Origin of the sequence: Pseudomonas sp. COR18 (assembly GCF_048568395.1) — a bacterium.
GTDB lineage: Bacteria > Pseudomonadota > Gammaproteobacteria > Pseudomonadales > Pseudomonadaceae > Aquipseudomonas > Aquipseudomonas fuscovaginae_B.
In genome coordinates, this window is the sequence record NZ_CP183808.1 from 2,326,560 (window position 1) to 2,351,835 (window position 25,276).

General features: G+C 64.4%; 22 protein-coding genes. 9 read left to right on the top strand and 13 right to left on the bottom strand.

Annotated features, from left to right (window positions below; translation table 11 throughout):
* Positions 1-146: 146 nt before the first annotated feature.
* Positions 147-1,307 (top strand): AAA family ATPase, encoded by a 1,161-nt coding sequence (locus tag ACM62G_RS10720; protein WP_419737128.1) that lies wholly within the window; start codon positions 147-149, stop codon positions 1,305-1,307.
* A 290-nt stretch (positions 1,308-1,597) separates the two neighbouring features.
* On the opposite strand, the gene ACM62G_RS10725 is transcribed toward ACM62G_RS10720, so the two are convergent.
* From ACM62G_RS10725 to ACM62G_RS10760, 8 genes are all read right to left on the bottom strand, one after another.
* On the bottom strand, positions 1,598-2,380 hold the full coding sequence (locus tag ACM62G_RS10725) for a MetQ/NlpA family ABC transporter substrate-binding protein (RefSeq protein WP_054058288.1): 783 nt from the start codon (positions 2,378-2,380) through the stop codon (positions 1,598-1,600).
* Positions 2,381-2,729: 349 nt separating this feature from the next.
* Entirely contained in the window at positions 2,730-3,626 is an 897-nt protein-coding gene (locus ACM62G_RS10730) for a sigma 54-interacting transcriptional regulator (RefSeq protein ID WP_054058287.1), read from the bottom strand.
* A gap of 56 nt (positions 3,627-3,682) precedes the next feature.
* The gene (locus ACM62G_RS10735; protein ID WP_054061987.1) at positions 3,683-4,264 is read right to left on the bottom strand and encodes an alpha/beta hydrolase; all 582 of its coding nucleotides are present in this window, start codon (positions 4,262-4,264) and stop codon (positions 3,683-3,685) included.
* 320 nt (positions 4,265-4,584) lie between these two features.
* Positions 4,585-4,986 (bottom strand): ExbD/TolR family protein, encoded by a 402-nt coding sequence (locus ACM62G_RS10740; protein WP_054061986.1) that lies wholly within the window; start codon positions 4,984-4,986, stop codon positions 4,585-4,587.
* Position 4,987: 1 nt separating this feature from the next.
* Complete coding sequence (locus ACM62G_RS10745) at positions 4,988-5,713, bottom strand: MotA/TolQ/ExbB proton channel family protein (protein ID WP_054061567.1); 726 nt, start codon at positions 5,711-5,713, stop codon at positions 4,988-4,990.
* A gap of 41 nt (positions 5,714-5,754) precedes the next feature.
* Positions 5,755-6,585, bottom strand: coding sequence for an energy transducer TonB (locus ACM62G_RS10750; RefSeq protein WP_419737129.1), 831 nt, complete (start codon positions 6,583-6,585; stop codon positions 5,755-5,757).
* A 487-nt stretch (positions 6,586-7,072) separates the two neighbouring features.
* Entirely contained in the window at positions 7,073-7,396 is a 324-nt protein-coding gene (locus ACM62G_RS10755) for a hypothetical protein (protein WP_419737130.1), read from the bottom strand.
* A gap of 209 nt (positions 7,397-7,605) precedes the next feature.
* The gene (locus tag ACM62G_RS10760) at positions 7,606-9,978 is read right to left on the bottom strand and encodes a TonB-dependent receptor (RefSeq protein WP_416771280.1); all 2,373 of its coding nucleotides are present in this window, start codon (positions 9,976-9,978) and stop codon (positions 7,606-7,608) included.
* A 153-nt stretch (positions 9,979-10,131) separates the two neighbouring features.
* Here ACM62G_RS10760 and ACM62G_RS10765 point away from each other — a divergent pair, with 153 nt between their 5' ends.
* Both ACM62G_RS10765 and ACM62G_RS10770 read left to right on the top strand, forming a co-directional pair.
* Positions 10,132-11,079, top strand: a complete 948-nt coding sequence (locus ACM62G_RS10765) for a LysR family transcriptional regulator (RefSeq protein ID WP_273825396.1) — start codon at positions 10,132-10,134, stop codon at positions 11,077-11,079.
* 195 nt (positions 11,080-11,274) lie between these two features.
* A complete protein-coding gene (locus ACM62G_RS10770) occupies positions 11,275-12,879 on the top strand; it encodes an alkaline phosphatase family protein (protein WP_419737131.1) in 1,605 nt (534 codons plus the stop codon).
* A 58-nt stretch (positions 12,880-12,937) separates the two neighbouring features.
* On the opposite strand, the gene ACM62G_RS10775 is transcribed toward ACM62G_RS10770, so the two are convergent.
* Positions 12,938-13,846, bottom strand: a complete 909-nt coding sequence (locus ACM62G_RS10775; RefSeq protein ID WP_273825395.1) for a TauD/TfdA dioxygenase family protein — start codon at positions 13,844-13,846, stop codon at positions 12,938-12,940.
* Between the two features lie 182 nt (positions 13,847-14,028).
* Here ACM62G_RS10775 and ACM62G_RS10780 point away from each other — a divergent pair, with 182 nt between their 5' ends.
* Entirely contained in the window at positions 14,029-14,949 is a 921-nt protein-coding gene (locus ACM62G_RS10780; protein ID WP_054060965.1) for a LysR family transcriptional regulator, read from the top strand.
* A gap of 54 nt (positions 14,950-15,003) precedes the next feature.
* Here the strand turns inward: ACM62G_RS10780 and ACM62G_RS10785 are convergent, their stop codons facing one another.
* Positions 15,004-16,029: an ABC transporter substrate-binding protein gene (locus ACM62G_RS10785; RefSeq protein ID WP_419737132.1), complete on the bottom strand. Its 1,026-nt coding sequence runs from the start codon at positions 16,027-16,029 to the stop codon at positions 15,004-15,006.
* A gap of 306 nt (positions 16,030-16,335) precedes the next feature.
* Between ACM62G_RS10785 and ACM62G_RS10790 the strand changes: the two genes are divergently transcribed.
* The 3 genes from ACM62G_RS10790 to ACM62G_RS10800 are packed head-to-tail and all read left to right on the top strand — an operon-like array spanning position 16,336 to position 20,370.
* Complete coding sequence (locus ACM62G_RS10790; protein WP_273825390.1) at positions 16,336-17,934, top strand: ABC transporter permease; 1,599 nt, start codon at positions 16,336-16,338, stop codon at positions 17,932-17,934.
* Positions 17,931-18,746, top strand: a complete 816-nt coding sequence (locus tag ACM62G_RS10795) for an ABC transporter ATP-binding protein (protein WP_054061978.1) — start codon at positions 17,931-17,933, stop codon at positions 18,744-18,746. The genes ACM62G_RS10790 and ACM62G_RS10795 overlap by 4 nt, the downstream gene beginning before the upstream one ends.
* A 13-nt stretch (positions 18,747-18,759) precedes the next feature.
* On the top strand, positions 18,760-20,370 hold the full coding sequence (locus ACM62G_RS10800; protein WP_273825388.1) for an arylsulfatase: 1,611 nt from the start codon (positions 18,760-18,762) through the stop codon (positions 20,368-20,370).
* A 122-nt stretch (positions 20,371-20,492) separates the two neighbouring features.
* Here the strand turns inward: ACM62G_RS10800 and ACM62G_RS10805 are convergent, their stop codons facing one another.
* Positions 20,493-21,581, bottom strand: a complete 1,089-nt coding sequence (locus ACM62G_RS10805) for a fatty acid desaturase (RefSeq protein ID WP_419737133.1) — start codon at positions 21,579-21,581, stop codon at positions 20,493-20,495.
* Between the two features lie 96 nt (positions 21,582-21,677).
* On the opposite strand from ACM62G_RS10805, the gene ACM62G_RS10810 reads away from it, so the two are divergent.
* Positions 21,678-22,682, top strand: a complete 1,005-nt coding sequence (locus ACM62G_RS10810) for an AraC family transcriptional regulator (RefSeq protein WP_273825384.1) — start codon at positions 21,678-21,680, stop codon at positions 22,680-22,682.
* Between the two features lie 160 nt (positions 22,683-22,842).
* Here ACM62G_RS10810 and ACM62G_RS10815 read toward each other — a convergent pair whose 3' ends face one another.
* On the bottom strand, positions 22,843-23,529 hold the full coding sequence (locus ACM62G_RS10815) for a Crp/Fnr family transcriptional regulator (RefSeq protein WP_419737134.1): 687 nt from the start codon (positions 23,527-23,529) through the stop codon (positions 22,843-22,845).
* An 86-nt stretch (positions 23,530-23,615) separates the two neighbouring features.
* Here ACM62G_RS10815 and ACM62G_RS10820 point away from each other — a divergent pair, with 86 nt between their 5' ends.
* Positions 23,616-24,140 (top strand): DUF962 domain-containing protein, encoded by a 525-nt coding sequence (locus ACM62G_RS10820; RefSeq protein ID WP_054058216.1) that lies wholly within the window; start codon positions 23,616-23,618, stop codon positions 24,138-24,140.
* A gap of 146 nt (positions 24,141-24,286) precedes the next feature.
* Here ACM62G_RS10820 and ACM62G_RS10825 read toward each other — a convergent pair whose 3' ends face one another.
* On the bottom strand, positions 24,287-25,276 hold the full coding sequence (locus ACM62G_RS10825; protein WP_054058215.1) for a sulfate/molybdate ABC transporter ATP-binding protein: 990 nt from the start codon (positions 25,274-25,276) through the stop codon (positions 24,287-24,289).

Sequence of the window (25,276 nt, forward strand, 5' to 3'; positions counted from 1 at the left end):
CTCGCAGTGTCGTTACGACTGATAGCGTAGAACAGGGTTCCGTCTCTGCACGACGATGCCGTTGATCTGTGGCAGCGCGACTGCGAATCGGTGTTTCGCGGCGGCCAATCGGGCACACTGAAGGTTCAATCGCCAGGACCCGCCCCATGCTCAAGACCCTCGCCGTGGCCAACTATCGCTCGATCAACAAGCTGGTGGCGCCCCTGGACCGCCTGAACCTGATCATCGGCCCCAACGGCAGCGGCAAGTCCAATCTGTACCGCGCCCTGCGCCTGCTGGCGGAAACCGCACAGGGTGGGGTAGTCAACGCGCTGGCCCGCGAAGGCGGGCTGGACTCGACGTTCTGGGCCGGACCGGAGACGATCAGTCGACGCATGCGCAATGGCGAGGTCGACGTGCAAGGCGTGGTGCGTCAGGGGGCCAAGCGCCTGCGCCTGGGCTTTGCCGGTGAAGACTTCAGCTACGCCATCTCCCTGGGGCTGCCGGATCCGAGCAACTCCTGGTTTTCCCTCGACCCGCAGATCAAGCGCGAATGCATCTGGGCCAGCGCCCTGTATCGCCCGGCCAGCCTGCTGGTGGATCGCTCCGGGCCGCTGGTGAAAGCCCGCGGCGAACAGGGCTGGGAAGTGCTGGCGCAGCACACGCCGAGCTTCGACAGCCTGTTCGACCAGGTCGGCAACCTGCGCAGCTCGCCGGAGGTGCTGTTGCTGCGCGAGCACATCCGCGGCTGGCGCTTCTACGATCACTTTCGCAGCGATGCCGACGCACCGGTGCGCCAGCCACAACTGGGCACACGCACACCGGTGCTGCATCACGACGGCCGCGATCTGGCGGCGGCGCTGCGCACCATCATCGAGATCGGTGATCCACAGGCGCTGCAGGAAGCGATCAGTGACGCCTTCCCCGGCTCGCGACTGGGCATCGCGGTAGCGCCGGGCGCACGCTTCGCCATCGAGTTCCACCAGGACGGCCTGCTGCGTCCGCTGTCCGCCGCCGAACTGTCGGACGGCACCCTGCGCTACCTGCTGTTGGTGGCGGCCCTGCTGACACCGCGGCCACCGACGCTGATGGTGCTGAACGAACCGGAAACCAGCCTGCATCCCGACCTGCTGCCGGCGCTGGCACGGCTGATCATCCGCGCGTCGCAACACTGCCAGGTGTGGGTGGTGTCCCATGCCAGCCGGTTGATCGCGGCCTTGCAGCAGGACTCGGCGTGCAACGCCATCGTGCTGGAGAAGGTGCTCGGCCAGACCCAGATCGTCGGCCAGGGCATGCTCGACGAACCGGCCTGGAAATGGCCGGACTGAGCGGACGATCCTGAATTTGCCGGATAGTCTGCGGGCAGCTATTTTCCTTGCAGCGGGTACGGATCTTTTCCCGCGAAGAACGCTCCAAGCACGGACGAAAACGGTCCGGTCAGTGACCGTTCCATAACAAGGAAGACACTATGGCCCAGGTACAAGCGCCGCAAAAACTCGACCCAAAGGACATCGTCAAACTGCTGGTGGCGTTGCGCCGGGCGGTGAACGCCCAGGCATAAAAAACGCCGACGCTAATCGCTCGTCGGCGTTCAAACCTTGAAGGGGTTGTCGCTGGATCAGAACGCCGGCAGCACCGCGCCCTTGTACTTCGAATCGATGAAAGCCTTCACTTCAGGGCTGGTCAGTGCCTTGGCCAGCTTCTGGATGGCGTCGCTGTTCTGGTTGTCAGGACGGGCCACCAGGAAGTTCACGTAAGGCGAGTCCGAACCCTCGATCAGCAGGGCGTCCTTGGCCGGGTTCAGGCCGGCTTCCAGCGCGTAGTTGGTGTTGATCAGGTCCAGGTCGACCTGGTCCAGAACCCGTGGCAGCAGGGCCGATTCCAGTTCCTTGAACTTGAACTTGTGTGGGTTCTTGGCGATGTCCTTGGGCGTCGACAGGGCGTTTTTCGGGTCCTTCAACTCGATCAGGCCCTTGCTCTGCAACAGCAGCAGGGCGCGGCCGGCGTTGCTGCCTTCGTTCGGGATCGCGATGGTCGCGCCGTCCTTCAGTTCGGACAGGCTCTTGACCTTCTTCGAGTAGCCGCCGAACGGTTCGACGTGCACACCGATCACGGTGACCAGGTTGGTGCCCTTGCCCTTGTTGAAGCCATCCAGGTAAGGCTTGGTCTGGAAGTAGTTGGCGTCCAGGTGTTTCTCGGCGACCTGGGTGTTGGGCTGTACGTAGTCGGTGAAGACCTTCACTTCCAGATCCACGCCTTCTTTGGCGAGGGTCGGCTTGATCAGTTCGAGGATTTCCGCGTGCGGAATCGGCGTGGCCGCCACCACCAGTTTTTCCCCAGCCTGGGCCAGGCCAGCGGTCAGAGCAGCCGCCAATGCGGTAAACAGCAGAACCTTTTTCATGCAGTGTCCTTATCGAAAATCACGGTCGTCACCGACGACAGCCTGGAGAAGAGAGGTGCAAGCAATTTGATATCGCTTGCATGGAATGGAAGATACCGGGATTTTTTATTCCCGAACAATACCTTTTATTCATCTTCATATTCCATTTTGCTCATACAGCTTTCCCGCCTTGCACCACACCTGTAGGAGCGTGGCTTGCCCGCGAACCGCCGCAGGCGGCCATCCGAAACTATTTTGAATGGCCGCCTGCGGCGGTTCGCAGGCAAGCCACGCTCCTACAGGGATGAGCAAGTCACAGGGAACGCACACGCCGCAGGAGGAATGAGCGCTCCACAGCATAGACGTTCGATCAATCCAACAGACGCTTGAGCGCCGCCCGCTCCTCGGGCGAACTGCCCGCAAGCAGGTGCTCGATCACCGCCAGCGGCTGCGGCAGGTTCAGGTGCTCCGGCAGGATCTCGTCGCCACTGCTGACCAGCAGGGCGAAGTGAATGACGTTCTCCAACTCGCGGGTATTGCCCGGCCAGCTGTGGCGTTCCAGGGCGCGCTGGGCGCTTTCGCTGATCAGCGGCACCGGCAGGCTAAGCCGCTGGCTGTAGATGCCGAGGAAATATTCGGCCAACGACAGGATGTCGCCCACCCGCTCGCGCAGCGCCGGCAGCTCCAGGCGGCCTTCGCTGAGGTAACTGTAGAGCCGTTCGTGAAACTTGCCCACCGCGACCGCCTGGGCCAGGTCGATACTGGTCGCCGCGACCAGCCGCACGTCCACCGGGCTCGGCTGGTGTGCGCCGACGCGGGTGACTTCATGGTTCTCCAGGGCCGCCAGCAGCTTGATCTGGATCGGCAGCGGCAGGTCGCCGATCTCGTCCAGGTACAGGGTGCCACCATTGGCCGAGCCGAACCAGCCGGCGCGGCTGCTCGCCGAGCCACTGTGGGCCCCGGCCGCATGGCCGAACAGCTCGGCATCGGCATAGGTCGGGCTGATGGCGCCGCAGTTGACCGAAACGAACAGCCCGCCCCGATCGCTGGCCCGGTGTATATGCCGGGCCAGCAGCTCCTTGCCGCTGCCGGTTTCGCCGCGGATCAATACCGGCAGCGCCTTCGGCGCCAGTTGTTCAAGCTCCTCGCGCAGTTGGCGCGAGCGCGGATCGACGAACACCAGCGCCTTGGCGCGAATGCTCAGCGGACTTTTCTCCGCATCGGGAAAGGTCAGCAATGGCTGACCGAAGGTTTCATGCAGACTCATGACAGACTCCCGCCCGGATCCGCCGGGTGGCGGGGGCGTTGAACGAGGAAAGACATTCAGGCGCGGCGCAGGGAATGGTGTTCCATGCGGGTTTGCAGGCGATACAGGTAGGCGAATCCCTGCTCCCAGCGCTGGTGGCCGGACTTGACGTTGATGTGCCCGGCACCGCTGATGATGCCGGCCTCGGCGCCCCACTGGCGGGCCAGTTCCAGGGCGCGCGGGGCGCTGACCGCCGGATCGTTGTCGGAGGCGACGACCTGGCTCGGGAAGGGCAACGGATCGCCCGGGATCGGCGCGAAATGACGCAACGCTGGCGCGCAAGCGGGCCGCTCGACATCAGCCGGGGCCACCAGCAGCGCCCCCTGGACCTGATGCAGCAGGTGCGCCGGCGCGGTGCGGGCCCAGTGGGCCACGGTGATGCAACCCAGGCTGTGGGCGATCAGGATCACCGGCGTGCTGTCGGCGGCGATGGCTTCGGCCAGGGCCGCGACCCAGTCTTCGCGGCGGGGCGTCAGCCAGTCGGCCTGTTCCACCCGCGCGCTGTTGGGCAGGCTGTTCTGCCAATGGGTTTGCCAATGATCTTCTGGCGATCCTTGCCAGCCCGGCACGATCAGATAACGAATCGACTCGTTGCGCATGGGGTACACCTCCTCCAGCGTTTGCGTTCCTGATCGAGTATAGGGAGGCGAGATATATTCGTTAAGGAATAAGAAGCTATTTATTAATACCAATAAGAAATATCAGAGCATCCCCTTGTAGGAGCGAGGCTTGCCCGCGAACCGCCCATGGGCGGCCATCCAATCCGGTTTCTGATGGCGGCCTACGGCGGTTCACGCCGATTCGCCGCCCCGACAAGCCTCTCACCTACAGAAGCTCCGACGGCACACGCCTGGCGGAAATAAAAAAGGGCCGCACCCTGCCAAGGAAACGGCCCGAGAAACGCGAGGTTCGGTTGCGGTCAGCGTGCGGTGATCACCGACAACTTGGTGATGCCCGCCCGCTCGATGGAGGCCATGGCTCGCGCCACTTCGCCGTAGTTCACGCCATTGTCGGCCTGCAGTTGCACGCGCAGTTCCGGGTCCTTGGCCTTGGCTGCCTGGAGGTTGGTTTCCAGCAGGTCGGGCTGGATCTCGTCCTTGTTGATGAACAGCTTGCCGTTGCCGTCGATGCTCACCACCAGCGGGTCCTTCTGCTCCACCGGCGCCACCGCTTCGGTCTTGGGCAGGTTGATCGGGATCGCGTTGGTCAAAAGCGGCGCGGTGACGATGAACACCACCAGCAGTACCAGCATCACGTCCACCAGCGGCGTGACGTTGATCTCGCTCAGCACTTCATCGCTGTCTTGAGTGGAAAAGGCCATGTCAGGACGCCTCCTTCACTTTCTGCGTCGAACCCTGGGCAGCGCCCTTGTTCGCGGTCGGGTGCACCAGCACGCGGAACGCGCTCTTCTGCGCCAGGCTGTAGAAGTCGTGGGCGAAGTCGTCGAGGTCGGCGGCGGTGAGCTTCAGACGCCGCAGGAAGTAGTTGTAGACCAGCACCGCCGGCACGGCGACGGCGATGCCGACCCCCGTTGCCACCAGGGCGGCACCGATCGGCCCGGCCACGGTTTCCAGGCTGGCGGAACCGGCGGCGCTGATGCCTTTCAGGGCTTCCATGATCCCCCACACGGTCCCGAACAGACCGATGAACGGCGAGGTACTGCCGATACTGGCGACCACCGCCAGGCCGGTTTCCAGCGAACGTCGCTCACGCACGATCTGCTGACGCAGGGCGCGCTCCAGACGGTCCTGGTGGTTGATCGCCTGGCTCAGGTCGGCGGCATGGCTGCCGTCACCAACCTGGATCGCCGCATAACCGGCCTGGGCCACACGGGCTGCGGCACCGGGCTGGGTTTCGCTCAACTCGGCGGCCGAGTCGAGGCTGGAGGCGGCCCAGAACTGTTTGTGGAAGCGCCGATCCTGGCCTTTCAGGCGACCGAACTGCACCGCCTTGAGCAGCGCCAGGCCCCAAGTGACGACGGAGAAGACCACCAGCAGCCAGATCACCGCGCTTTCGATGGATTGAAGTGGAGATGCCAGTAAACTCATGATGTGTTCCCTCTAAAAACGTTCAGCGCATTGGCGGCCGGTCAGTGGATCTTGAAGTCGATGGGCACGCTGACCCAGCCGACCTGGGCGACATCGCCCTGTTTGGCAGGGACGAAGCTCCAACGCTTCACCGCTGCCAGGGCAGCGTCGTCGAGTTGCTGGCGACCACTGCTTTTCTGAATCTGTATCTCGCCCGGTTTACCGCTGGCCAGGACCTGCACCCGCAGCACCACCGTGCCTTCCCAACCGCGACGCTGAGCCAGCGATGGGTATTCCGGCGCCGGGTTCTTCAGGTACGCGGCGTTGGCCGACGCAGGCGTCACCGGGGCCGGAGCAGGCGGCGCCGGCGGTGCCGGTGGAGCGGGCGGCGCGGCGGGCTGCGGCGGTGCGGGTGGTTGCTCGACCGGCTTGGGCACAGGCTTCGGCTCAGGCTTGGGCACCGGTTTCGGCTTGGGCTTGGGCTTGGGGATCGGCTTGGGGGGTGCCGGCTTCGCCGCCAGTTCGTCGACCACCGGTGGCGGTGGCTCCACCACGGGAGGTGGCGGCGGAGGCTGCACCGGCGGTGGCGGTTCGACCACGGGCGGTGCCGGCTGGGAGAACTCTATGGTCATCGGCGGGATTTGCGGCGGTACCACTGGCAGTACCGGGGTCTGCTGCTGGCTCAGCCAGTAGATCACCGCGCCATGCAGCACCAGGGCGAACGCCCCGAGCAACACCGCCTCGCGCCGGCTGAGAATGCCCTTGGGGGCTTTCTGCAGGCGCAGTTGCCCCAGCGGCGCACGGTGCGGCCGGCCGAGATCGACCAACTCGCCACCCGGTGCCTGGCGCCAGAGCACCTCGTGTGCACTGGCAGCGGTCTGGACATTGCCCATTGAATCACTCCTGCGGTCTTCAGCTAAAAATCGTCGCGGCGCACGTGGGGGCCTTGAGGTGTCGATGATCCCCGCAGGCTGCTTAGTCCTTAAAGTAATCTTTGAAGTTATGGATATGCCTAAAGTGAATATGTGTTTTTACCGATCCGCGCAAGGCCGCGTGTTTCAAGGGCTGCAGCCTATCGGTGAAAAACCGATGCTTTTCAGGCATGAAAAATATTCCCGAAAGGCATCGAATCGAGACGCGCAAACCGCCTCGACGAGGGAAATTCCGTCCACGCGAGAACTGGCAGCATCTGGACTTGAATGCTGGGAAAATAGTCAGGAGTGGCAAAAACGAGGGACATCAAGAATTTCGAAAACAACTAGACAAGCAACTTTATCTTATTTCGAAAACAATAATACATACCGCCGAAGTCACGCCCCCGACAGATGGATAGTTCCACTCGCCCAGTTGCTTCTTCGGCAGTATGTCGCGGCACTTTTACTACTGTTTGACGAACTCGCCACCCAGGCCGACCACTTCGCCGTCAAAGGTGGTACGCGATCCGCTGGCTCTCAGTTTCGCGTAGTTGTGGTCTGGCGAGAAGGCCGCGAAGGTGACGTAGCCGTGACCATCGTTGTAGCCGGTGAAGGCAATGATCGTAGGCTGGCCGGTGCTGTTCTGGAAGTGGTAGTGCCCGGTGACGCTGTAGTTCACCCCCGCCTGGGTGATCTGCCCACTGAAGGAACCGTTGGCGTCGTTGCCGTCGGTGACGACCAGCTTGGCATTCGAGTTCGAATTTACATAAGTTCCATTGATGCTCGACATGATGCGTGCTCCTTATGTCATTAATACGTTCTTCCGATGAAAGTGAGCCTCTCCTGAAACTCACGAAATCCAGAATGGTCGGACTTGCGGTTTCTGTCCAATACACCACCACGTTATTTTCCAATCGATTGGCTATATGCACTACTTAAGTTACGAATAACTTATTGCCACGGATCGAACCATGACAACTGACATGCCATGACCAAGAATCAGAAGTCATAACGCCCGGTCACCCCCAGGGTCCGCGGCGTACCGAGCAAGCCTTCATAGCCGCCGTTGCTGGCGGTCCAGAGGGTGGTGTAGTAGGTCTTGTCGAAGGCGTTCTTCAGCCACAGCGAGACATCCCACTGGCCCTGGTTGAAATCGCCGCGCAGGCCGGTGGACAGGTTGACCACGGCGTAGCTGGGGATCTGCCCGTAGCTGGAGTCCTCGACCGTGCCCACTGCCTTGGAGCGGAACGCATAGCTGGCGGTGACGTAGGGTTCCAGGCCGTTCTCCAGGTTCCACTTGTACTCGCCGTTGGCATTGGCGATCCACTTCGAGGCCCCGACCACCTGGTGCCCGGTAAGGTCGCAGGACGCCGGTGCCCCCGGACGCAGGCTGACTTCCGGCGGGCATGGCGCATCCTTATAGGACAAGTACCGCACATCGTTGTAGGAACCGTTGAGGTTGAGCGTCAGGCCACGCACGGGAATCAGTGTGCTCTCGACCTCCACCCCGCGCGAGCGCACCGAGCCGGCGTTGGTCAGGTACTGCACGCGGTTGGCGTCGTCGTAGGCGTTGGTCTGGTAGCCGTTGACCTGGGTCCAGAACAGGTTGGCATTGAGTTGCAGGCGCTTGTCCCACAGTGTGCTCTTGAAGCCCAGCTCGGCGTTGTTCGCCCGCTCGGTGCCGATCAGCAGTGAGTCGGCACCGGCGGTGGGTGCCGAGCCGACCGCGAGGTTCACCCCGCCGGACTTCTCGCCATGGGACAGGGTCGCGTAGCCGAGCAGGTCGTCACTGAAGCGATAGCTCAGGTTGAGCAGGCCGGACGGGCTGGTGCTGTACTGGCTGAGGTTGCCGGAGTCGTAGGCGCCGGCGCGGGCACGCCGGGCGTTGGCGGCGGCACCGGTCACCGCGGCACCGCCGAGCGGGGCATCACGGGTCACCCAGGCGCTTTTTTCCTCGTAGCTGCCACGCAGACCGGCGGTGAAGTCCAGGCGCTCGGTCAGGTGCCAGGTGCCCTGGGCGAACAGCGCGAAGCTGTCGGTTTCGATATGGCCATTGCCAATGCTGGTGACGTTGTTCAGCGCACCGGTGGCGGTGCCGTTCCAGATGTCGGCCTGGGGCCCGTAGTAGTTGAAACTCTTGTTATCGAGCCTGGAGCCGAAGTAGTAGGCCCCCAGAACATAGTCGAAGAAGCCGCCGGTGGGCGAGGCCAGGCGAATTTCCTGGGACCACTGCTTGTCCTCCACCGAGACCCCGGCGTTGTAGTACGCGGTGGTGTTGAGCCCGTCGTCGTTGCGTGGGGTGAAATTCCACCAGCGGTAGGAACTGACCGAAGTCAGGGTGAAGTCGCTGGGCAGGGTCCAGTTGGCCTCCAGGGAACTGCCGCCCTGGAACACCGTGACCCGCTGCTGGCCATTGAGATTGACCTTGCGATCCGCGCCATTGACCAGGGTCGCCCCGGCGGCAGCGGCCCGCGACTGGTAGAGATTGACGCCGTTGATGGTCGGCCCGGTGCTGTACAGCACGCGGGTACCGGCGCTGGAGTCTTCCTCGTTGTAGTCGCCGATCCAGCGCAGGTTGAAGTTCTCGTTGGGCTTGAACAGCAATTGCGCGCGGAAACCGTCGCGCGAGCCGCCGTTGAGGTCGTGACCGTCGTACTCATTCCTGATGTCGCCATCGCTGCGGGTGCGATAGGCCGACAGGCGCCCGGCCAACTGGTCGTTGATCGGCCCGGAAAGGCTGCCCTTGGTCTGGAAGTAGCCGTCCTCGCCCACCGACGTCTCGATGCTGCGCTCCGGGGTGAAACTCGGCGCGCGGGTGTTGATGTTGATAACCCCGGCGGTGGTGTTCTTGCCGAACAGCGTACCCTGGGGGCCGCGCAGCACTTCCAGCTGTTCGATATCCATCAGGTCGAACACCGCCATGCCAGGCCGCCCCAGGTAGACGTTGTCGATGTACAGCCCGACGCTGCCTTCCAGGCCGTCGCTGGCCGGGTTGTTGCCCAGGCCGCGGATCGACACGCTGGACTGGCGCGCATGCATGTAGGCAACGTTCACGCTGGGCACCAGTTGCTGCAGGTCCTGGATGCGATAGACCCGCTGGCTTTCCAGGGCCTGGCCACTGACCACACTGATCGGCGTGGGCACGCTCTGCGAACTCTCCTCACGGCGCCGGGCGGTAACGGTCACGGTGTCCAGGCGCCCGCTGTCGGACTTGGCCTTGCTGGTAGTGGCGGCCGGCGCAGCCTCCTGCGGGGTCTCGCTCTCGGCGGCATGGCCCAGCGACCAGCTGGCGCTCCCCGCCAGCAACAGGGCCAGGGGCAAGCGCTTGAGCCGTCGGGAAGGGTGGTGCACTGCTGGATTGGGCGAAGTCATGGGCGGCTCCCGATCAAAAAATATACAACCTGTATATTCTTTAAAGTTATTTATTTATGTTTTTACAAAGATTTACTGCATAAAAGATTGCCTTTATAAGGAGTCGAGCGGATGCATAGCCAATGCATTTCCCCGATATTTTTTATGTGAAAAATGCATATCGATCTGCGCCAACTTCGCCACTTCATTGCCCTCGCCGAGCACCGCAGCTTCGTCGCCGCCGCGTTGGCGGTGAACCTCTCGCAATCGGCCTTCAGCCGCAGCATCCAGGCCCTGGAGCACAGTGCCGGCTGCCAGTTGGTGGACCGTGGCCGCAAGGACCTGGCGCCGACCAAACAGGGCCAGGTCCTGCTCGAACATGCCCGGCGGCTGGTCAGCGGCGCCCAGCAACTGGCCAACGAGATCAGCCAGTTCAACGGCCTGGAGGCCGGCGAACTGCGCTTCGGTTGCGGCCCGGCGCCGGCTTCGGGGCTGATCCCGCAGGCCATCGGCCATTTCATCGGCCGCTACCCCAGGGCCCGGGTACAGTTCCAGGTGGATGACTGGCAGAGCCTGGGCAAGCGTCTGCTCAATGACGAGTTCGAGTTTTTCGTCGCCGATACCCGTTATTTCGAGGCCAATCCGGACTACCAGACCCAGCGCCTGCGCCCACGCAAATGGTATTTCTGCTGTCGCGCCGGGCACCCGCTGGCGTCCCGCGAAAGCGTGACGGCCGAGCAGTTGCTGAGTTATCCACTGGCCTCGACGATCCGCCCGCCGAACCTGCGCAAGGTGATCGCCGACCTCAGCGGCCGACCGGATTTCACCCCGCAGGTGGAGTGCGAAAGTGCCTTCAGCCTGCTCGGTGTGGTGTTGCGCTCGGATGCCATCGGCATCTGCGGGGAAAACAGCGACGCCTGGGAATATGCCCGAGGCGAGTTGACCCGGTTGAAGGTCGAGGGGTTGGCCGATGACCTGGAGGAGCTGTACACCCGCTACGGTATCGTCAGCCGCGCCGGGTATCGGCTGTCGCCGCTGGCCGAGGCGATGATCGAGCAGATCAAGTGCGAGGATGCGGTGGAGGTGGGTGAGGTGTGCAATCTGGAGCAGGTGGCTGTCTGAGATGACCTATTCGCGGGCAAGCCCGGCTCCCACATACGGTACGTGAACCCTGTAGGAGCCGGGCTTGCCCGCGAATAGGCCCTCATGCCCCACCGCCATGCACCGGATGCATGAAAAACAGTCACCGAATGCACTTGCCGAAACCCGCCCCGGCCCGCGAAATCGCCTACCTGTCCTCCACCGCGGTGAACCCCCATGTCCCACGTGCGCAACGTGCTCTACATCATGTGCGACCAGCTGCGTCGCGATTACCTGTCCTGCTACGGCCACCCTCACCTGCACACGCCGAACATCGACCGCCTGGCCGCCGCCGGCGTGCGTTTCAGCCGCGCCTATACCCAGGGCACCATCTGCGGCCCGTCGCGGATGTCGGCCTATACCGGGCGTTATGTCAGCAGCCACCAGGTGGCCTGGAACGCCGTACCGCTGCCGCTGGAGGAACTGACCCTCGGCGATTACCTGCGGCCCCACGGCATCCGCACCGCACTGGTCGGCAAGACCCACGCCACGCCCAATCTCGACGCCCTGCAACGGTTGGCCATCGACCCCGACAGCCCGCAGGCCGAGCCGCTGAACGAGGTCGGCTTCGAACCCTGGATGCGCCACGACGGCATCTACCCCGACAGCCCGCTGTTCGCCGACAAGCGTGAATCGGCACCCTACACCCATTACCTGCGCGAACTCGGCTACAGCGGCGAGAATCCCTGGCACGACTGGGCCAACGCCGCCGAAGGCAGCGACGGTGAAATCCTCAGCGGCTGGAAGATGCGCAACGCCCACCGGCCGGCGCGGATTCCCCAACAGCACTCGGAAACCGTGTACACCACCGACCGTGCCATCGACTTCATCCGCGAACAGGGCGAGCGGCCCTGGTGCCTGCACCTGTCGTACATCAAGCCGCATTGGCCGTACATCGCCCCGGCGCCGTATCACGCGCTGTACGGGCGCGAGCAGGTGATCGCGCCGGTCCGCCCGGCGCCTGGCGCGGCCAGCGACCACCCGGTGTACAACGCCTTCCGCCAGCATGAGGAAAGCCTGAACTTCTCCCGCGACGAAGTGCGCCTGAACGTGGTGCCGACCTACATGGGCCTGATCAGACAGGTGGACGACCAGCTCGGACGACTGTTCGATGTGCTGCAGCAGAGCGGGCGCTGGGACGACACACTGATCGTCTTCACCAGCGACCACGGCGACTTCCTCGGCGATCACTTCCTCGGCGAGAAGGAGTTCCTGCTCGAACCTGCAGTCGGCGTGCCGCTGATCGTGCGCGACCCACGTGCGACAGCGGACAGTACCCGGGGCACGGTGGATGAGCGGCTGGTGGAAACCATCGACGCGCTGCCGACCTTTCTCGACGCGCTGGGGCTGCCGGGGGCGGAGCATCGGCTGGAGGGGCGTTCGCTGGTGCCGCTGCTGCATGGCGAACAGCCGGACTGGCGCCGCTATGCCATCGCCGAATACGACTATGCCTTCCAGGCGCCGGCGCGGGAGCGACTGGGCCAGCCGATCGACCGTTGCCGGATGACCATGGTGCGCAGCGAGCGCTGGAAATACCTGGCCTACGACGGCTTCCGCCCGCAATTGTTCGACCTGGAAAATGATCCACAGGAGTTGCACGACCTCGGCGCCGACCCGGCGTTCGCGGCGGTGCGCGAGGAACACCTGGGCCATCTGCTCGACTGGCTGCGCGGCCTCAAGCGCCGGACCACCATCAGCCATGAGGAGATCGACCTGCGTGGGCAGCGGTTCCGCTATGGCGAGCCGGAGACGGAGAAGGTGGTGCAGATCGGGGTCTGGTGACTGGCGGGATGAACTGATCGTTCCCACGCTCTGCGTGGGAACGATCGGGGTATGGTCTTCAGCTTGCCCCGCGAAGGGTCTGGCTGCGCTGCCCCTGCACCCCCACCGGCACCTCGCCCTTGAGCGTCACCCGGCGCACGATGCGCGCCTGGGTGCCGTAGTCGTCGACCGCGTAGTGCTGGGTCGCACGGTTGTCCCAGATCGCCACGTCACCGGTCTGCCAGCGCCAGCGCACAGTGTTTTCCAGGCGCGTCACGTGGCTCTGCAGCACGCTGAACAGATGCGCCGAATCCGCCGGCAGGTAGCCCTTGATACGCTTGACGAAGTGCCCCAGCAGCAGGCTGCGCTCGCCGCTGATCGGGTGCACGCGCACCACCGGATGTTCGGTTTCGTACACGGTGGAGGTGAACACCTGGCGATAGCGTTCCTGCGCCTGCGCCGAGACGTTCGGCCGCAGACCGGCGTAGTCGTACTCGTTGCTGTGCACCGCCCAGAGCTTGTCCGCCAGTTCGCGCAGTTCCGCCGGCAGTTCCTCGTAGGCCGCCGCCGCGTTCGCCCACACGGTGTCGCCACCGGCCGCCGGGGCCAGTACCGAGCGCAGGATCGAGGCTTTCGGATAGGCGTCGACGAAGGTCACGTCGGTGTGCCAGGAGTTGGCCCGCTGGCCCTGGGTGCCGTCCAGTTCCATCAGGTAGCGGGTGCCGTCGCGCACCGGCACCGTCGGGTGCGCCACCGGCTCGCCGAGCAGGTGGGCAAAGGCCTCCTGGCTCTGGTCGTCGAGGTGGGTCTGGCCACGGAAGAAGATCACCTTGTACTGCAACAGCGCCTGCTGGATCGCCTCGATGACACGGGCATCCAGGTCACCGGACAACGCGACGCCACGGATCTCGGCACCGATCCGACCGGCCACCGGGTGAATGTCCAGGGCGTGTACAGCGGGTTTTACAGCCAGTGCGGCATTGCTCATGGAAGGTCCCTCGTCGACTGCTTGCGGTTGGAGCCGCCGCGAAGCAATGCTCTATCTATATTCCATTTACATCTAATAGATATTGACATGCTTCGTTGACGGAATAAGAGCTTGCATTTAAAACCTCAAGCCCTGCTCGTCGCAAATACCTTCGAGCTATTTTTCGGATGCCGGGAAAGCATATGGATCTTCGCCAGTTGCGTTACTTCATCGCCCTCAACGAACACCGCAGTTTTGTCCGTGCGGCGGACGCCATGGGCATCACTCAGCCGGCCTTCAGCCGCAGTATCCAGGGGCTGGAGCAGGAGTTCGGCTGCGTGCTGGTGGACCGCGGCAACAAGGACCTGCGCCCCACCCCCGAAGGCCAGGTAGTGCTGCAGCACGCCCTGAGCCTGGTGCAGGGCGCGGCGCTGCTCAGTGCCGAAGTGACGCAGATGACCAAGCTCGATGCCGGCGAGTTGCGCTTCGGTTGTGGCCCGGCACCGGCGGTGAAGCTGGTGCCGGAAGCGGTGGCGCGGTTCCTCAACGCCCACCCGAAGGTGCACACGCGCTTCCGTGTGGATAACTGGGAACGGCTCAGCCGCAGCCTGAGCCGCGAGGAGATCGAGTTCTTCATCGCCGACATCCGTCATTTCGAGGCCGACCCGAATTTCCAGACCCAGGCGCTGCGGCCCCGTGGCGGGGTGTTCTTCTGCCGGCCGGGGCATCCGTTGCTGGCCAAGGAAAGCCTGTCGACCAACGACATGTTCGACTACCCGCTGGCGACCACGCTGATTCCGCCGGGCATTCGCAAGGTGCTGGCGAATCTGAGTGGGCGCACGGACTTTTCGCCGAACATCGAGACCGAGCATTTTCCGGCGCTGGTGAAGATCGTGCGCCGTTCCAACGCCATTGGGCTGGGCAGTCGGGAGGCGTTCGAGGAGGATGTGGAGAAGGATGCGCTGGTACAGCTGCATTGGCGCAACCTGCCGCAAAACATCGAGCACCTGAGCGCGCGCTGCGGCATCGTCAGCCGCACCGGGTTCCGGCTGTCGCCGGCGGCGCGGGCGATGATCGAGACGCTGGTGGCTGTGGATAGCCAGGAGGAACGGGTGGCGGTCTGACTGTCCTGTTCGCGGCGGTTCGCCGCCGCGACAAGCCCTAAAGAGCAACGCTGATCACAGCCCCGCCGCCGCCAGGTTCGGCGCCACCCAGTCCGTCACCTTGAACGGCCGGCGAATCAGCTTCTGCTGCGCCGCCAGGTCCACCGAATCCTGCAACTTGCCGAGGAAGACCGGGTCCAGCTGCGAAGGGAAAATTTCGCTCAGTTTCTCGTCCTTGAGGTCCTGTTGCAGAATCACCTGTGGATAACTCGCCAGTCCGGAAACCAGCTGCACATAGGCGTCCTTGTTGTCCTCCCGGGTCAGCCAGTCCACCGCCTGCTGTTGCGCCTTGAGCAGTTGGGCGACCAGTTCCGGGTGGGCATCGACGAACGCTCCCGAGCCCAGCAGCACACTCTGGATGCTGCCCGCACCGCCCAGTGTCCTGGTGGTCACCGGCAATTCGGCCAGGCCCTTGGCCTGCAACGCCGTCAGGTTCGAACCGCCCCAGGACGCATCGACCTGTTTTGCCGCCAGTGCCGCCACCGCCGCGCTGAAGTCCAGGTTGATGACCTTGAGGTCCTTCTCGCTCAGGCCCTGGCTGGCCAGCGCGGCATCGAAGGACAGTTGCGAGGCGGTGCCACGGAACACCGCCACGCGCTTGCCCTTGAGGTCCTGCAGGGAATTGATCCCGGAACCGGGCACCACGCCCAGGTACTGCTTGACCCCGCGTGCGGTCGCACTCAGCAGCCGCGTATCCAGCCCGTTGGACTTGCCGATGATCGACGCCAGGTCGCCCAGATAGGCAAAGTCCACCTGACCATTGGCGATCGCCTCGTTGATCACCGGGCCGGCGCCCTTGAAGAAATTCCACTGGATCCTGATGCCCTGGTCGGCAAAGGCCTTTTCCAGGATCTGCTGGCTGCGCAGCACATCCACCACGCCCCCGCCGCTGTGCTGCGTGCCGGCGCTCAGGTCGGGCACCGCGATGCGGATCTCCCTGACCTCGGCCGCTGCGCCAGACAGCGACACGCCGCTCAGCACGCCGGCCAGCAAAGGGGTGGCGAACAGCCGGGCAAGACGGCCATTGAACAGGGTTTTCATGGTGGGTGCTCCTTGGTGACAGGCTTCGAGGCGCTGAAGGTAGGCACAGTTCTCACCAACAATAAAATACTAATAATTCACATTTTAGTAACTTTAGGAAATATAAGCCGTCAAACCCCGTCGCTGCGCGGATATGCAGCAAACGCATGGAAAATATTCTCCGAATGCATTGGATGCCTGCTCCACACGAGCCTTAAATGGCCTTTCCTTATCTCTCAATAGAATCGATAAGATTATTTATAGATCGAAGAAGCATATTTACCTTCACGCCGTGCATCGCCCGGAAACCGACAACGGAGGTCCGCCATGGCCCGTGTTTCTCTGCTCAGCCTGCCGCTGACGCTACCGCCCGCCGGGACCTACCGGCGCTGGCCCAACCTGGGTCGGCACCTGTTGCCCTGGCTGCTGCCGCTGGCCCTCGCCGCCTTGTGGTGGACCGCCAGCCGTCAGCACTGGATGAGCCAGCAGATCCTGCCGTCGCCCGCGCTGGTGGCGCAAAGCGCACTGGAGCTGGGCAGCGGCGAGCTGTGGGGCCATTTGTGGATCAGCCTGCAACGGCTGCTGTACGGCCTGCTCGCGGGTGTCGGCCTCGGCGCCTTGCTCGGCGCCAGTCTCGGTTTCAGCCGTCGCGCCGAGCGCCTGGTATTCCCCACCTTCAGTGCCCTGGCGCAGATTCCGACCCTGGCCTGGATTCCGCTGTTCATGGTGTTTTTCGGCATCGGCGAACTGCTCAAGCTGGTGGTGCTGATCAAGGCCATCGTGGTCCCGGTGACCCTGCACACCCTGGTGGGCGTGCGTGATGCCCAACCGCGCCTGCGCGAGGCCGCCGCGGTACTGCGATTGTCGCCCTACCTGCTGGTGCGCCGATTGATCCTGCCCGCCGCGCTGCCGGCGTTCATGGCCGGTTTGCGCCTGGCCCTGGCCGCCGGCTGGACCTCGCTGCTGGCCGTGGAACTGCTGGCCTCCAGCGAGGGCATCGGCTATCTGATGGTCTACGCCCGGCAGTTGTTCATGCTCGATATCGTCTTCGTCTGCATCCTGGTCATCGGTGTGATCGGCGTGCTGATGGATCGCGGCATCGCCCTGCTCGACCGGCGCCTGGTGCACTGGCCGCATCCAGCCACCGCGCAGATTCCCCGGGGCCCGCGTTACCAGGGCTGGCAGCGCCTGCAACCGTGGCTGCTGCCGCTGACGCTGCTGGTGCTCTGGCAACTGGCGAGCGAGCTTGAGTGGATCGACGGCGGCATCCTCGCCAGCCCCCTGGCGGTGCTGCACAGCACCTGGAACGGCCTGCTCGACGGCAGCCTGCCGGGCGGCCTCGGCCTGAGCCTGAAGCGCACCTTCGCCGGCCTGCTGCTCGGCGGTTCGCTGGGCCTGGGCCTGGGCTTGCTGCTGGGCTTGTCGAGGACCTCCGAACGCCTGCTCGGCCCCAGCCTGTCGGCGCTGCGCCAGATCGCGATCTTCGCCTGGGTGCCGCTGATCACCGCCTGGTTCGGCCTGGGCGAAGGGGCCAAGGTGGTGTTCGTCGGCCTCGCCGCGTTCTTCCCACTGTTCATCGCCACCCAACGCAGCGTCGCCAACCTTTCGCCACAACTGACCGAAGCGGCCCGGGTGCTGCGTCTGAACCTCTGGCAGCGGCTGCGCAGGCTGGTGCTGCCCGGCGCCGCGCCGGGGATCTTCGCCGGCCTGCGCCTGAGCCTGGTCTACGCCTGGCTCGGCACCCTCGGCGCCGAATATTTCATGCCGTCCAACGGCGGCATCGGCTCGCTGATGATCGGCGCGCAGCAGTTGCTGCAGATGAACGTGATCATGGCCGGCATGCTCGTGGTCGGCCTCACCGGCGCGCTGATCAACCTGCTCGGCCAACGCCTCGAAACCCGCGCCACCCGCTGGAGACACGCATGAACACAGCACTGGTCAGTTTCAACCAGGTCGGCAAATCCTTCGACGTCGACGGCGCCGAACTGCAGGCTATCGACAATTTCAGCCTGGACATCGGCGAAGGCGAATTCGTCGCCATCGTCGGCTCCAGCGGCTGCGGCAAATCCACCCTGCTGCGCCTGCTGATCGGCCTGGACACCGCCTTTCGCGGCGAAATCCGCGTCGATGGCCGGGTGGTCGACGGCATCGGCAGCGAACGCGGCATCGTCTTCCAGGAGCACCGGCTGTTTCCCTGGCTGACGGTCGAGGAGAACATCGGCCTGGGCCTGGTCAACGAAGCGCTGGACAAGCGCGAACGCCAGCGGCGCATCGAGCAGTTCATCCAACTGGTCGGCCTGGCCGACTTCGCCCGCGCCTATCCGCACCAGCTCTCCGGCGGCATGGCCCAACGCGTGGCGATCGCCCGCGGGCTGGTGGCCAGCCCACGCATTCTGCTGCTGGACGAGCCGTTCGGCGCCCTCGACGCGCTGACCCGCCAGCAGATGCAGGACGAACTGCTGGCGATCCGCGAACGGGCGAAGATCACCACGCTGCTGGTCACCCACGATGTGGAAGAGGCGATTTTCCTCGCCGACCGAGTGGTGGTGATGGAGCCGCGCCCCGGGCGGATCAAACGCGTGGTCGAGATCGCCCTGCCCCATCCGCGCCAGCGCAGCGGCTTCGAGTTCCACCGCCTGCGCGAGGAGCTGCTGCATGAATTGACCAGCGACGACCACTACCAGCCGCCGCAACCCGAACAGATCCGCGACCTGCCCCTGACCTTCATCGCCTGCTGAGAGGAACCCCGACATGGCGCAACGTCCGAACTTCCTGGTGATCCTGGCCGACGACCTCGGCTTTTCCGACCTTGGCGCCTTCGGCGGCGAGATCGCCACGCCGAACCTCGATGCCCTGGCCCATGGCGGCCTGCGCCTGACCGACTTCCACACCGCGCCGACCTGCTCGCCGACCCGCTCGATGCTGCTGACCGGCACTGACCACCATATCGCCGGCATCGGCACCATGGCCGAGGCGCTGACCCCGGAGCTGATCGGCAAGCCGGGATACGAGGGCTACCTCAACGACCGGGTGGTGGCGCTACCCGAGCTGCTGCGCGAATCCGGCTACCAGACCTGGATCAGCGGCAAGTGGCACCTGGGCCTGACCGCCGAACAGGCGCCTCACGCGCGCGGTTTCCAGCGCTCGTTCTCGCTGCTGCCGGGCGCGGCCAACCACTACGGTTTCGAGCCGACCTACGACGAGACCACCCCGGGCCTGCTCAAATCGACCCCGGCGCTGTACATCGAAAACCAGGATTTCGTCGAACGGTTGCCGGCGGATTTCTATTCCTCCGATGCCTTCGCCGACAAGCTGCTGCAGTACCTCAAGGAACGCGACCAGAGCCAGCCGTTCTTCGCCTACCTGCCGTTTTCCGCGCCGCACTGGCCGTTGCAGGCGCCGGCCGAGGTGGTCGCCCGCTACAAGGGGCGCTATGACGCCGGCCCTGAAGTGCTGCGCCTGGAACGCCTGGAAAAGCTGCGGCAACTGGGTCTGGTCGACAGCGCGGTCGAGCCGCATCCGCTGCTCGGCCTGAGCGCCGAGTGGGACTCGCTGAGCGAGGAACAGCGCCAGCGCTCGGCGCGGGCCATGGAGGTGTATGCGGCGATGGTCGAGCGGATGGACTGGAACATCGGCAGGGTCGTGGCTTACCTGCGCAAGCAGGGCCTGCTGGACAACACCTTCATCCTGTTCATGTCCGACAACGGTGCCGAAGGTGCCCTGCTGGAAGCCTTCCCCAAGTTCGGCCCGGAACTGCTCGGCTACCTGGACCGGCATTACGACAACAGCCTGGAGAACATCGGCCGGGCCAACTCCTACGTCTGGTACGGCCCGGCCTGGGCCCAGGCGGCGACGGCGCCGTCGCGGCTGTTCAAGGCCTTCACCACCGAGGGCGGCATCCGTGTGCCGGCGTTGCTGCACTACCCGCCGCTGACCCGGCCAGGGCAGATCAGCCATGGCTTTGCCACGGTGATGGACATCACCCCGACCATTCTCGACCTGGCCGGCGTGCGCCATCCGGGCAAGCGCTGGCACGGCAGGGAAGTGGCGCCGCTGCGGGGCAAGTCGTGGCTGGGCTTCCTGTCCGGCGAGACCGCGCAAGTGCACGACGAACACACGGTGACGGGCTGGGAGCTGTTCGGCCGCCGGGCGATTCGCCAGGGCCACTGGAAGGCGGTGTATATCCCCGGCCCGGTGGGCCCGGCGACCTGGCAGCTATACGACCTGAGTGCCGATCCAGGAGAAATCCACGACCTGGCCGAGGCACAGCCGGAGCGGCTGGCGACGCTGATCGAACATTGGCAGCGCTATGTCGAGGAAACCGGGGTGATTCTCAGCGCGTCGCCGTTTCAGCCGGATTGAGCGTTCCTCGCCCCTGCAAGCTGCACTGATCGTTCACGCTCTGCGTGGCAATTCAGCCTGTAACGCAGAGCATCCAGGGAGGCGTTACCACGCAGCGCGCGGGAACGATCGAAAGCAGCCCGTCAGCCCTGTACGACCCTCGCCGCCTGTACACGGCCACGTTCCTGGCGGACAAACCGGTTCGCCCGGGCAAAGGTGCCGAAATCATTGAAGCGCACGCCCATCTCGGCCATCACCTTGTGGGCCACCGGCGCGGTCATCTGGCGAAGGTAGAAGGGTTCCTTGACCACAAAGTGATGAATGCCGTGGGTGCTGCCGAAGTTGAAGCAGAACGCCTGCAGCGGCCATAGCCACCATGGGTTGAGCACCTGGGTCTGCTGGATCACGTTGCCCGGCTCGACATCGCCGTAGTAGTGCATGTTCGAGCTGATGAAATGCAGGCAGAAGGTACGCAGCACGTTCGGCCCGATGATCACCACCGCCGCGATGTCGATCACCCGCATCGTCGCCAGGGTCCCGGCCGACCAGTCGATCGAGGTCCCCAGCAACGCGGCGACGCCGTTGGCGCCATGGAACCCGAGGAACACATACCAGGCGCCCCAGTGCAGCAGGGCCAGTGGTGCATAGACCAGCACCACGCGCTTGAGAATGGCGCGCCGGTGCGCCCAGCTCTTCGCCCGGCCTGCGCGGATCAGCGCCGACATCACGTTGTCGCCGACCATCAGCAGCCGCGCCAGCCCCCACGGCTCGCCGTTGGTGATCGCACGCTCCTCCATGTCGGCCTCGGTGCCGGAAACCTTGTGGTGGTTGAGGTGCAGGTGACGGCGCACCCAGGGGTTGATGGTGCTCGGCCGCGCCAGCCAGACCAGCGCCAGCATCAGGTTGTGCGGCACGCGCCGCCTGCGGAAATACATGCTGTGGATCAGGTCATGCTCCAGCTCGTGGGTCAGCGAGGCGAGGAAGGCGTTGACCAGCAGGCACGCCCACCAGGCCAGGTAGCCCTCGATATAGAGCGCCGCCGAGCCGATCATGCCGGCCAGGGCGAAGGCCAGGATGCCCGCGCCGATGGCGTCCTGGTGATTGAGCAGCGGGTAGCGCCGACGCAGTTCGACGCCCCGGGCCAGCACCACCTCACGAATGCGCGCGCAGCGCTGCTGATCGTCCAGCGCCTGAACATTCGTGGCCTGGGGACTTGCACAAACACCTTCCATGATTCCATCCTCTGGTCATTGATGTTCGCATCTTGCGCCGTAGCATCTCTGAAGGCCGTAGCCGCGAACGCCAACCCGTTGACCGGACGCGCCAACATGCCTGAACCGACTTCGCTTTCCAGCTGGACCCGCGCCCTGCGCAAGCAGCTCGACGCCCTCGGCCTCGACAGTGCCGCCCTGTGCCGCGAGGCCGGGGTCGACCCGCAACTGATGGACGATCCCAACGCCCGCTACCCGCTGTCGGCCACCACCCGTCTCTGGCAGTTGGCAGTGCAGGCCAGCGGCGATCCGGCGATCGGCCTGCGGGTGTCGCGGTTCGTCAGCCCGACCACCTTCCATGCCCTCGGCTATGCGCTGGTCGCCAGCGGCAGCCTGCGCGAGGTGTTCGAGCGCATCGTGCGCTACCACACGGTGGTCAGCGATGCCCTGGAGCTGGAACTGAGCCGTGAAGGCGAGCGCTACCGCTTCAGCCTGCGGGTGCCCAAGGGCAGCCCGGAGCCGGCCCCGGAAGCCATCGATGCGTTCGCCGCGATCTACGTGCGCACCTGCCGCAACCGCCTGGGCCGCGAATACGCGCCGTTGGCGGTGCACCTGCGGCGGGCCGAGCCGGCGGACCCCAAGCCCTGGCACACGGTGTTTCGCGCGCCGGTGTTCTTTGCGGCCGCGCAGGATTGCCTGGAGTTCGCCTGCAGCGATTTCGACAGCCATCTGGACGACGCCAACCCGGAGCTGGCCGAACACAACGAAGCGGTGCTGAACCGCACCCTGGCGCAACTCAAGCCGCTGACCTGGGAGCGCAAGGTGCGCCAGGCCATCGAGGCGCAGTTGCCGGAGGGCGAGCCTTCGGCCGAACGCATCGCCCAGGCCCTGCACCTGAGCCTGCGCAGCCTGCAACGGCACCTGGCCGACGAGGGCTGCCGCTATGACACGCTGCTCAACGAATGCCGGGAGAACCTGGCACTGCTGCACCTGCGCGATCCGCAGTGTTCACTGAGCGAGATCAGCTACCTGCTCGGGTTTGCCGATACCAGCAGCTTCAGCCGGGCGTTCAAGCGCTGGACCGGGATGACGCCGGGGCAGTTTCGTGACGGTTTGCGCTGAGGCCCTGGAGCCCTTGTCTGGTACGGGAGCCTATTAGCGGCGATGCGGCGTCCCGACAAGCCCGGCTCCTACAACTTCATGGCGTGCTTGATGCTTGTGTACACCGCGCCCCTGTAGGAGCTGGGCTTGCCCGCGAAGAGGCCGGCACAGGCGCCACAAGTCAATTGCTGGCGGCACTGCGCAGGCGGACCAGGTCGGTGATTTCGATCTCGCCGTAGTTCAGGCGCACGATGCCCTCGTCCTGCAACCCCTTGAGGATCTGGTTGGTGGTCTGGCGCGTCAGCGACAACATCGACGCCAACTGGTCCTGGGACAACGGAATCAGTTGCCGCGAATGATTGAGCTCGCCATAGCCTTCGGCAATCTGCAGCAACCGATGCGCCAGTCGCGCACGGGCCGGCAGCAGGCTCAATTGCTCGAGGCCGATGAAGGTCAGGCGCAGCTTCTGGCTCATCAGCAATGCGAAATGCCGCCAGTATTCGGGATGTTCATCCAGCAGTTTCAGCAGCGCGCCCTGGGGCACCTGCAACAGGATGGTGTGGCCCACCGCATAGGCATCGTGGGTCCGCGGCAGACCGTCGAACAGCGAGATCTCGCCGAACCAGTACGGCAGTTCGATCACGCTCAGCAGGGCCTCCTTGCCCTTTTCGCTGACGGAACCGACCCGCACCGAGCCTTCGAGCACCGCGTACAGGCCACAGGGCGGGTCGCCGCGCTTGAACAGCCGCTGGCCGGGCGTCAGGCGCCGGCCCTTGGCTGCCGCCAGCAGGCTATCCTGCAAGTGAGCCGGCAGATTGCTGAACCAGTGACCCGTCAGCAGGCGTGAACGCCAGGCAGATACTTCCATGGGAACTCCGAGACGATTGTCGGGTAGCCGACAGCGCAAAGTTTTCGAGCAGGGCATGATCCCATCACCCTACAGGAGGAATAACAATGAAAAACCTCGTCGAGCATCTCAGTCAATATGCGGCGTACCACCGTGATCCGCGGAACATCGCCAGCCATTTCATCGGAATTCCGCTGATCGTGATCGCCGTCGCGACCCTGCTTTCAAGGCCGGGATGGCCGGTGGCCGGGCTCTGGCTGACCCCCGCAGTGCTTCTGACGGTGGCTTCGGCCTGGTTCTATCTGCGCCTGGAAGTGGCCCTTGGGGTACTGATGACGGTGCTGCTCGGCCTATCCGTTTGGCTAGGCCAGATCATTGCCGCGCAGAGCACCCTGGTCTGGTTGAGCAGTGGGATCGGCCTGTTCGTGCTCGGCTGGGTGATCCAGTTCATCGGGCATTACTACGAAGGGCGCAAGCCGGCGTTCGTCGACGACCTCAGCGGGTTGATCGTCGGGCCGCTGTTTGTGGTGGCCGAGCTGGCGTTTCTGCTCGGGTTGCGCAAGGCGCTCAAGCAGGAGATCGAGGCGCGGGCGGGGGGCGTACGGTTGCGCGAGAAGCGCGCAGCGGCCTGATGGTTTTGTGGTATTTGGCAGGGCCTCTTCGCGGGCAAGCCCGGCGCCTGCGGATTTGAGATGTCCATCGCTCTTGTGTACGACGCGTACCTGGTAGGAGCCGGGCTTGCCCGCGAAGAGGCCAGCAAGCCCTGCAACCTTGAGGGTCAGACGTTCGCCAGCTTCTGCCAGACCTTGGGCTTGAAGAACAGCGTCTCGCCCCGCGCCAGACCGATCAGGCTGTCGTGGTCCTTGACCACCTCGGCCTCGATCAGTTCGCTCTGGCCTTCCACCTTCAGCGTCACCCGGGTCGTCGCGCCCAGCGGACGGATGTCGCGCACTTCAGCGACATGGTGATCCTCCAGCTCATGGCGCGACAGCGACACTTCATGCGGGCGGAACAGCACGTGGTGGTCCTCGCCCAGGTGCAACCGGTTCGAGTCCCCGAGGAAGTGGTAGACGAAGTCGCTGGCCGGGTTCTCGTAGACCTCGCCCGGTGAGCCGATCTGCTCGATCACGCCCTTGTTCATCACCACGATGCGGTCGGCGACTTCCATCGCCTCTTCCTGGTCGTGGGTCACGAACACCGACGTCAGGTTGATGTCTTCGTGCAGCCGCGCCAGCCAGCGGCGCAACTCCTTGCGGACCTTGGCATCCAGCGCGCCGAACGGTTCGTCCAGCAGCAGCACCTTGGGTTCCACCGCCAGGGCACGGGCCAGGGCGATCCGCTGGCGCTGACCACCGGACAATTGTTCCGGGTAGCGGTCGGCCAGCCAGTCCAGCTGCACCATGTTCAGCAGTTCGTGGACCTTGGTGGCAATCTGGCTTTCGTTCGGCCGCTGGCTCTTGGGCTTCATGCGCAGGCCGAAAGCGACGTTGTCGAACACCGTCATGTGGCGGAACAGCGCATAATGCTGGAACACGAAGCCGACGTTGCGATCGCGCACGTCATGGCCGGACACGTCTTCGCCGTGGAACACGATGTTGCCGGCATCCGGGGTTTCCAACCCGGCGATGATCCGCAGCAGGGTGGTCTTGCCGCAGCCGGACGGGCCGAGCAGGGCCACCAGTTCGCCGCTGCTGATATCCAGGTTGATGCTGTTCAGGGCCTTGAAGGCGTTGAAGTTCTTGCTGACGTTACGGACTTCGATCGACAT

Excerpts from the sequence above, each read along its gene's own strand:
- ACM62G_RS10725 (WP_054058288.1), bottom strand. The coding sequence starts at position 2,380 with ATGAAAAAGGTTCTGCTGTTTACCGCATTGGCGGCTGCTCTGACCGCT.
- ACM62G_RS10815 (WP_419737134.1), bottom strand. The coding sequence starts at position 23,529 with ATGGAAGTATCTGCCTGGCGTTCACGCCTGCTGACGGGTCACTGGTTC.
- ACM62G_RS10795 (WP_054061978.1), top strand. The coding sequence starts at position 17,931 with ATGAACACAGCACTGGTCAGTTTCAACCAGGTCGGCAAATCCTTCGAC.
- ACM62G_RS10805 (WP_419737133.1), bottom strand. The coding sequence starts at position 21,581 with ATGGAAGGTGTTTGTGCAAGTCCCCAGGCCACGAATGTTCAGGCGCTG.
- ACM62G_RS10750 (WP_419737129.1), bottom strand. The coding sequence starts at position 6,585 with ATGGGCAATGTCCAGACCGCTGCCAGTGCACACGAGGTGCTCTGGCGC.
- ACM62G_RS10800 (WP_273825388.1), top strand. The coding sequence starts at position 18,760 with ATGGCGCAACGTCCGAACTTCCTGGTGATCCTGGCCGACGACCTCGGC.
- ACM62G_RS10775 (WP_273825395.1), bottom strand. The coding sequence starts at position 13,846 with ATGAGCAATGCCGCACTGGCTGTAAAACCCGCTGTACACGCCCTGGAC.
- ACM62G_RS10720 (WP_419737128.1), top strand. The coding sequence starts at position 147 with ATGCTCAAGACCCTCGCCGTGGCCAACTATCGCTCGATCAACAAGCTG.
- ACM62G_RS10780 (WP_054060965.1), top strand. The coding sequence starts at position 14,029 with ATGGATCTTCGCCAGTTGCGTTACTTCATCGCCCTCAACGAACACCGC.
- ACM62G_RS10785 (WP_419737132.1), bottom strand. The coding sequence starts at position 16,029 with ATGAAAACCCTGTTCAATGGCCGTCTTGCCCGGCTGTTCGCCACCCCT.
- ACM62G_RS10755 (WP_419737130.1), bottom strand. The coding sequence starts at position 7,396 with ATGTCGAGCATCAATGGAACTTATGTAAATTCGAACTCGAATGCCAAG.
- ACM62G_RS10745 (WP_054061567.1), bottom strand. The coding sequence starts at position 5,713 with ATGAGTTTACTGGCATCTCCACTTCAATCCATCGAAAGCGCGGTGATC.
- ACM62G_RS10735 (WP_054061987.1), bottom strand. The coding sequence starts at position 4,264 with ATGCGCAACGAGTCGATTCGTTATCTGATCGTGCCGGGCTGGCAAGGA.
- ACM62G_RS10760 (WP_416771280.1), bottom strand. The coding sequence starts at position 9,978 with ATGACTTCGCCCAATCCAGCAGTGCACCACCCTTCCCGACGGCTCAAG.
- ACM62G_RS10820 (WP_054058216.1), top strand. The coding sequence starts at position 23,616 with ATGAAAAACCTCGTCGAGCATCTCAGTCAATATGCGGCGTACCACCGT.
- ACM62G_RS10740 (WP_054061986.1), bottom strand. The coding sequence starts at position 4,986 with ATGGCCTTTTCCACTCAAGACAGCGATGAAGTGCTGAGCGAGATCAAC.
- ACM62G_RS10810 (WP_273825384.1), top strand. The coding sequence starts at position 21,678 with ATGCCTGAACCGACTTCGCTTTCCAGCTGGACCCGCGCCCTGCGCAAG.
- ACM62G_RS10770 (WP_419737131.1), top strand. The coding sequence starts at position 11,275 with ATGTCCCACGTGCGCAACGTGCTCTACATCATGTGCGACCAGCTGCGT.
- ACM62G_RS10790 (WP_273825390.1), top strand. The coding sequence starts at position 16,336 with ATGGCCCGTGTTTCTCTGCTCAGCCTGCCGCTGACGCTACCGCCCGCC.
- ACM62G_RS10730 (WP_054058287.1), bottom strand. The coding sequence starts at position 3,626 with ATGAGTCTGCATGAAACCTTCGGTCAGCCATTGCTGACCTTTCCCGAT.
- ACM62G_RS10825 (WP_054058215.1), bottom strand. The coding sequence starts at position 25,276 with ATGTCGATCGAAGTCCGTAACGTCAGCAAGAACTTCAACGCCTTCAAG.
- ACM62G_RS10765 (WP_273825396.1), top strand. The coding sequence starts at position 10,132 with ATGCATATCGATCTGCGCCAACTTCGCCACTTCATTGCCCTCGCCGAG.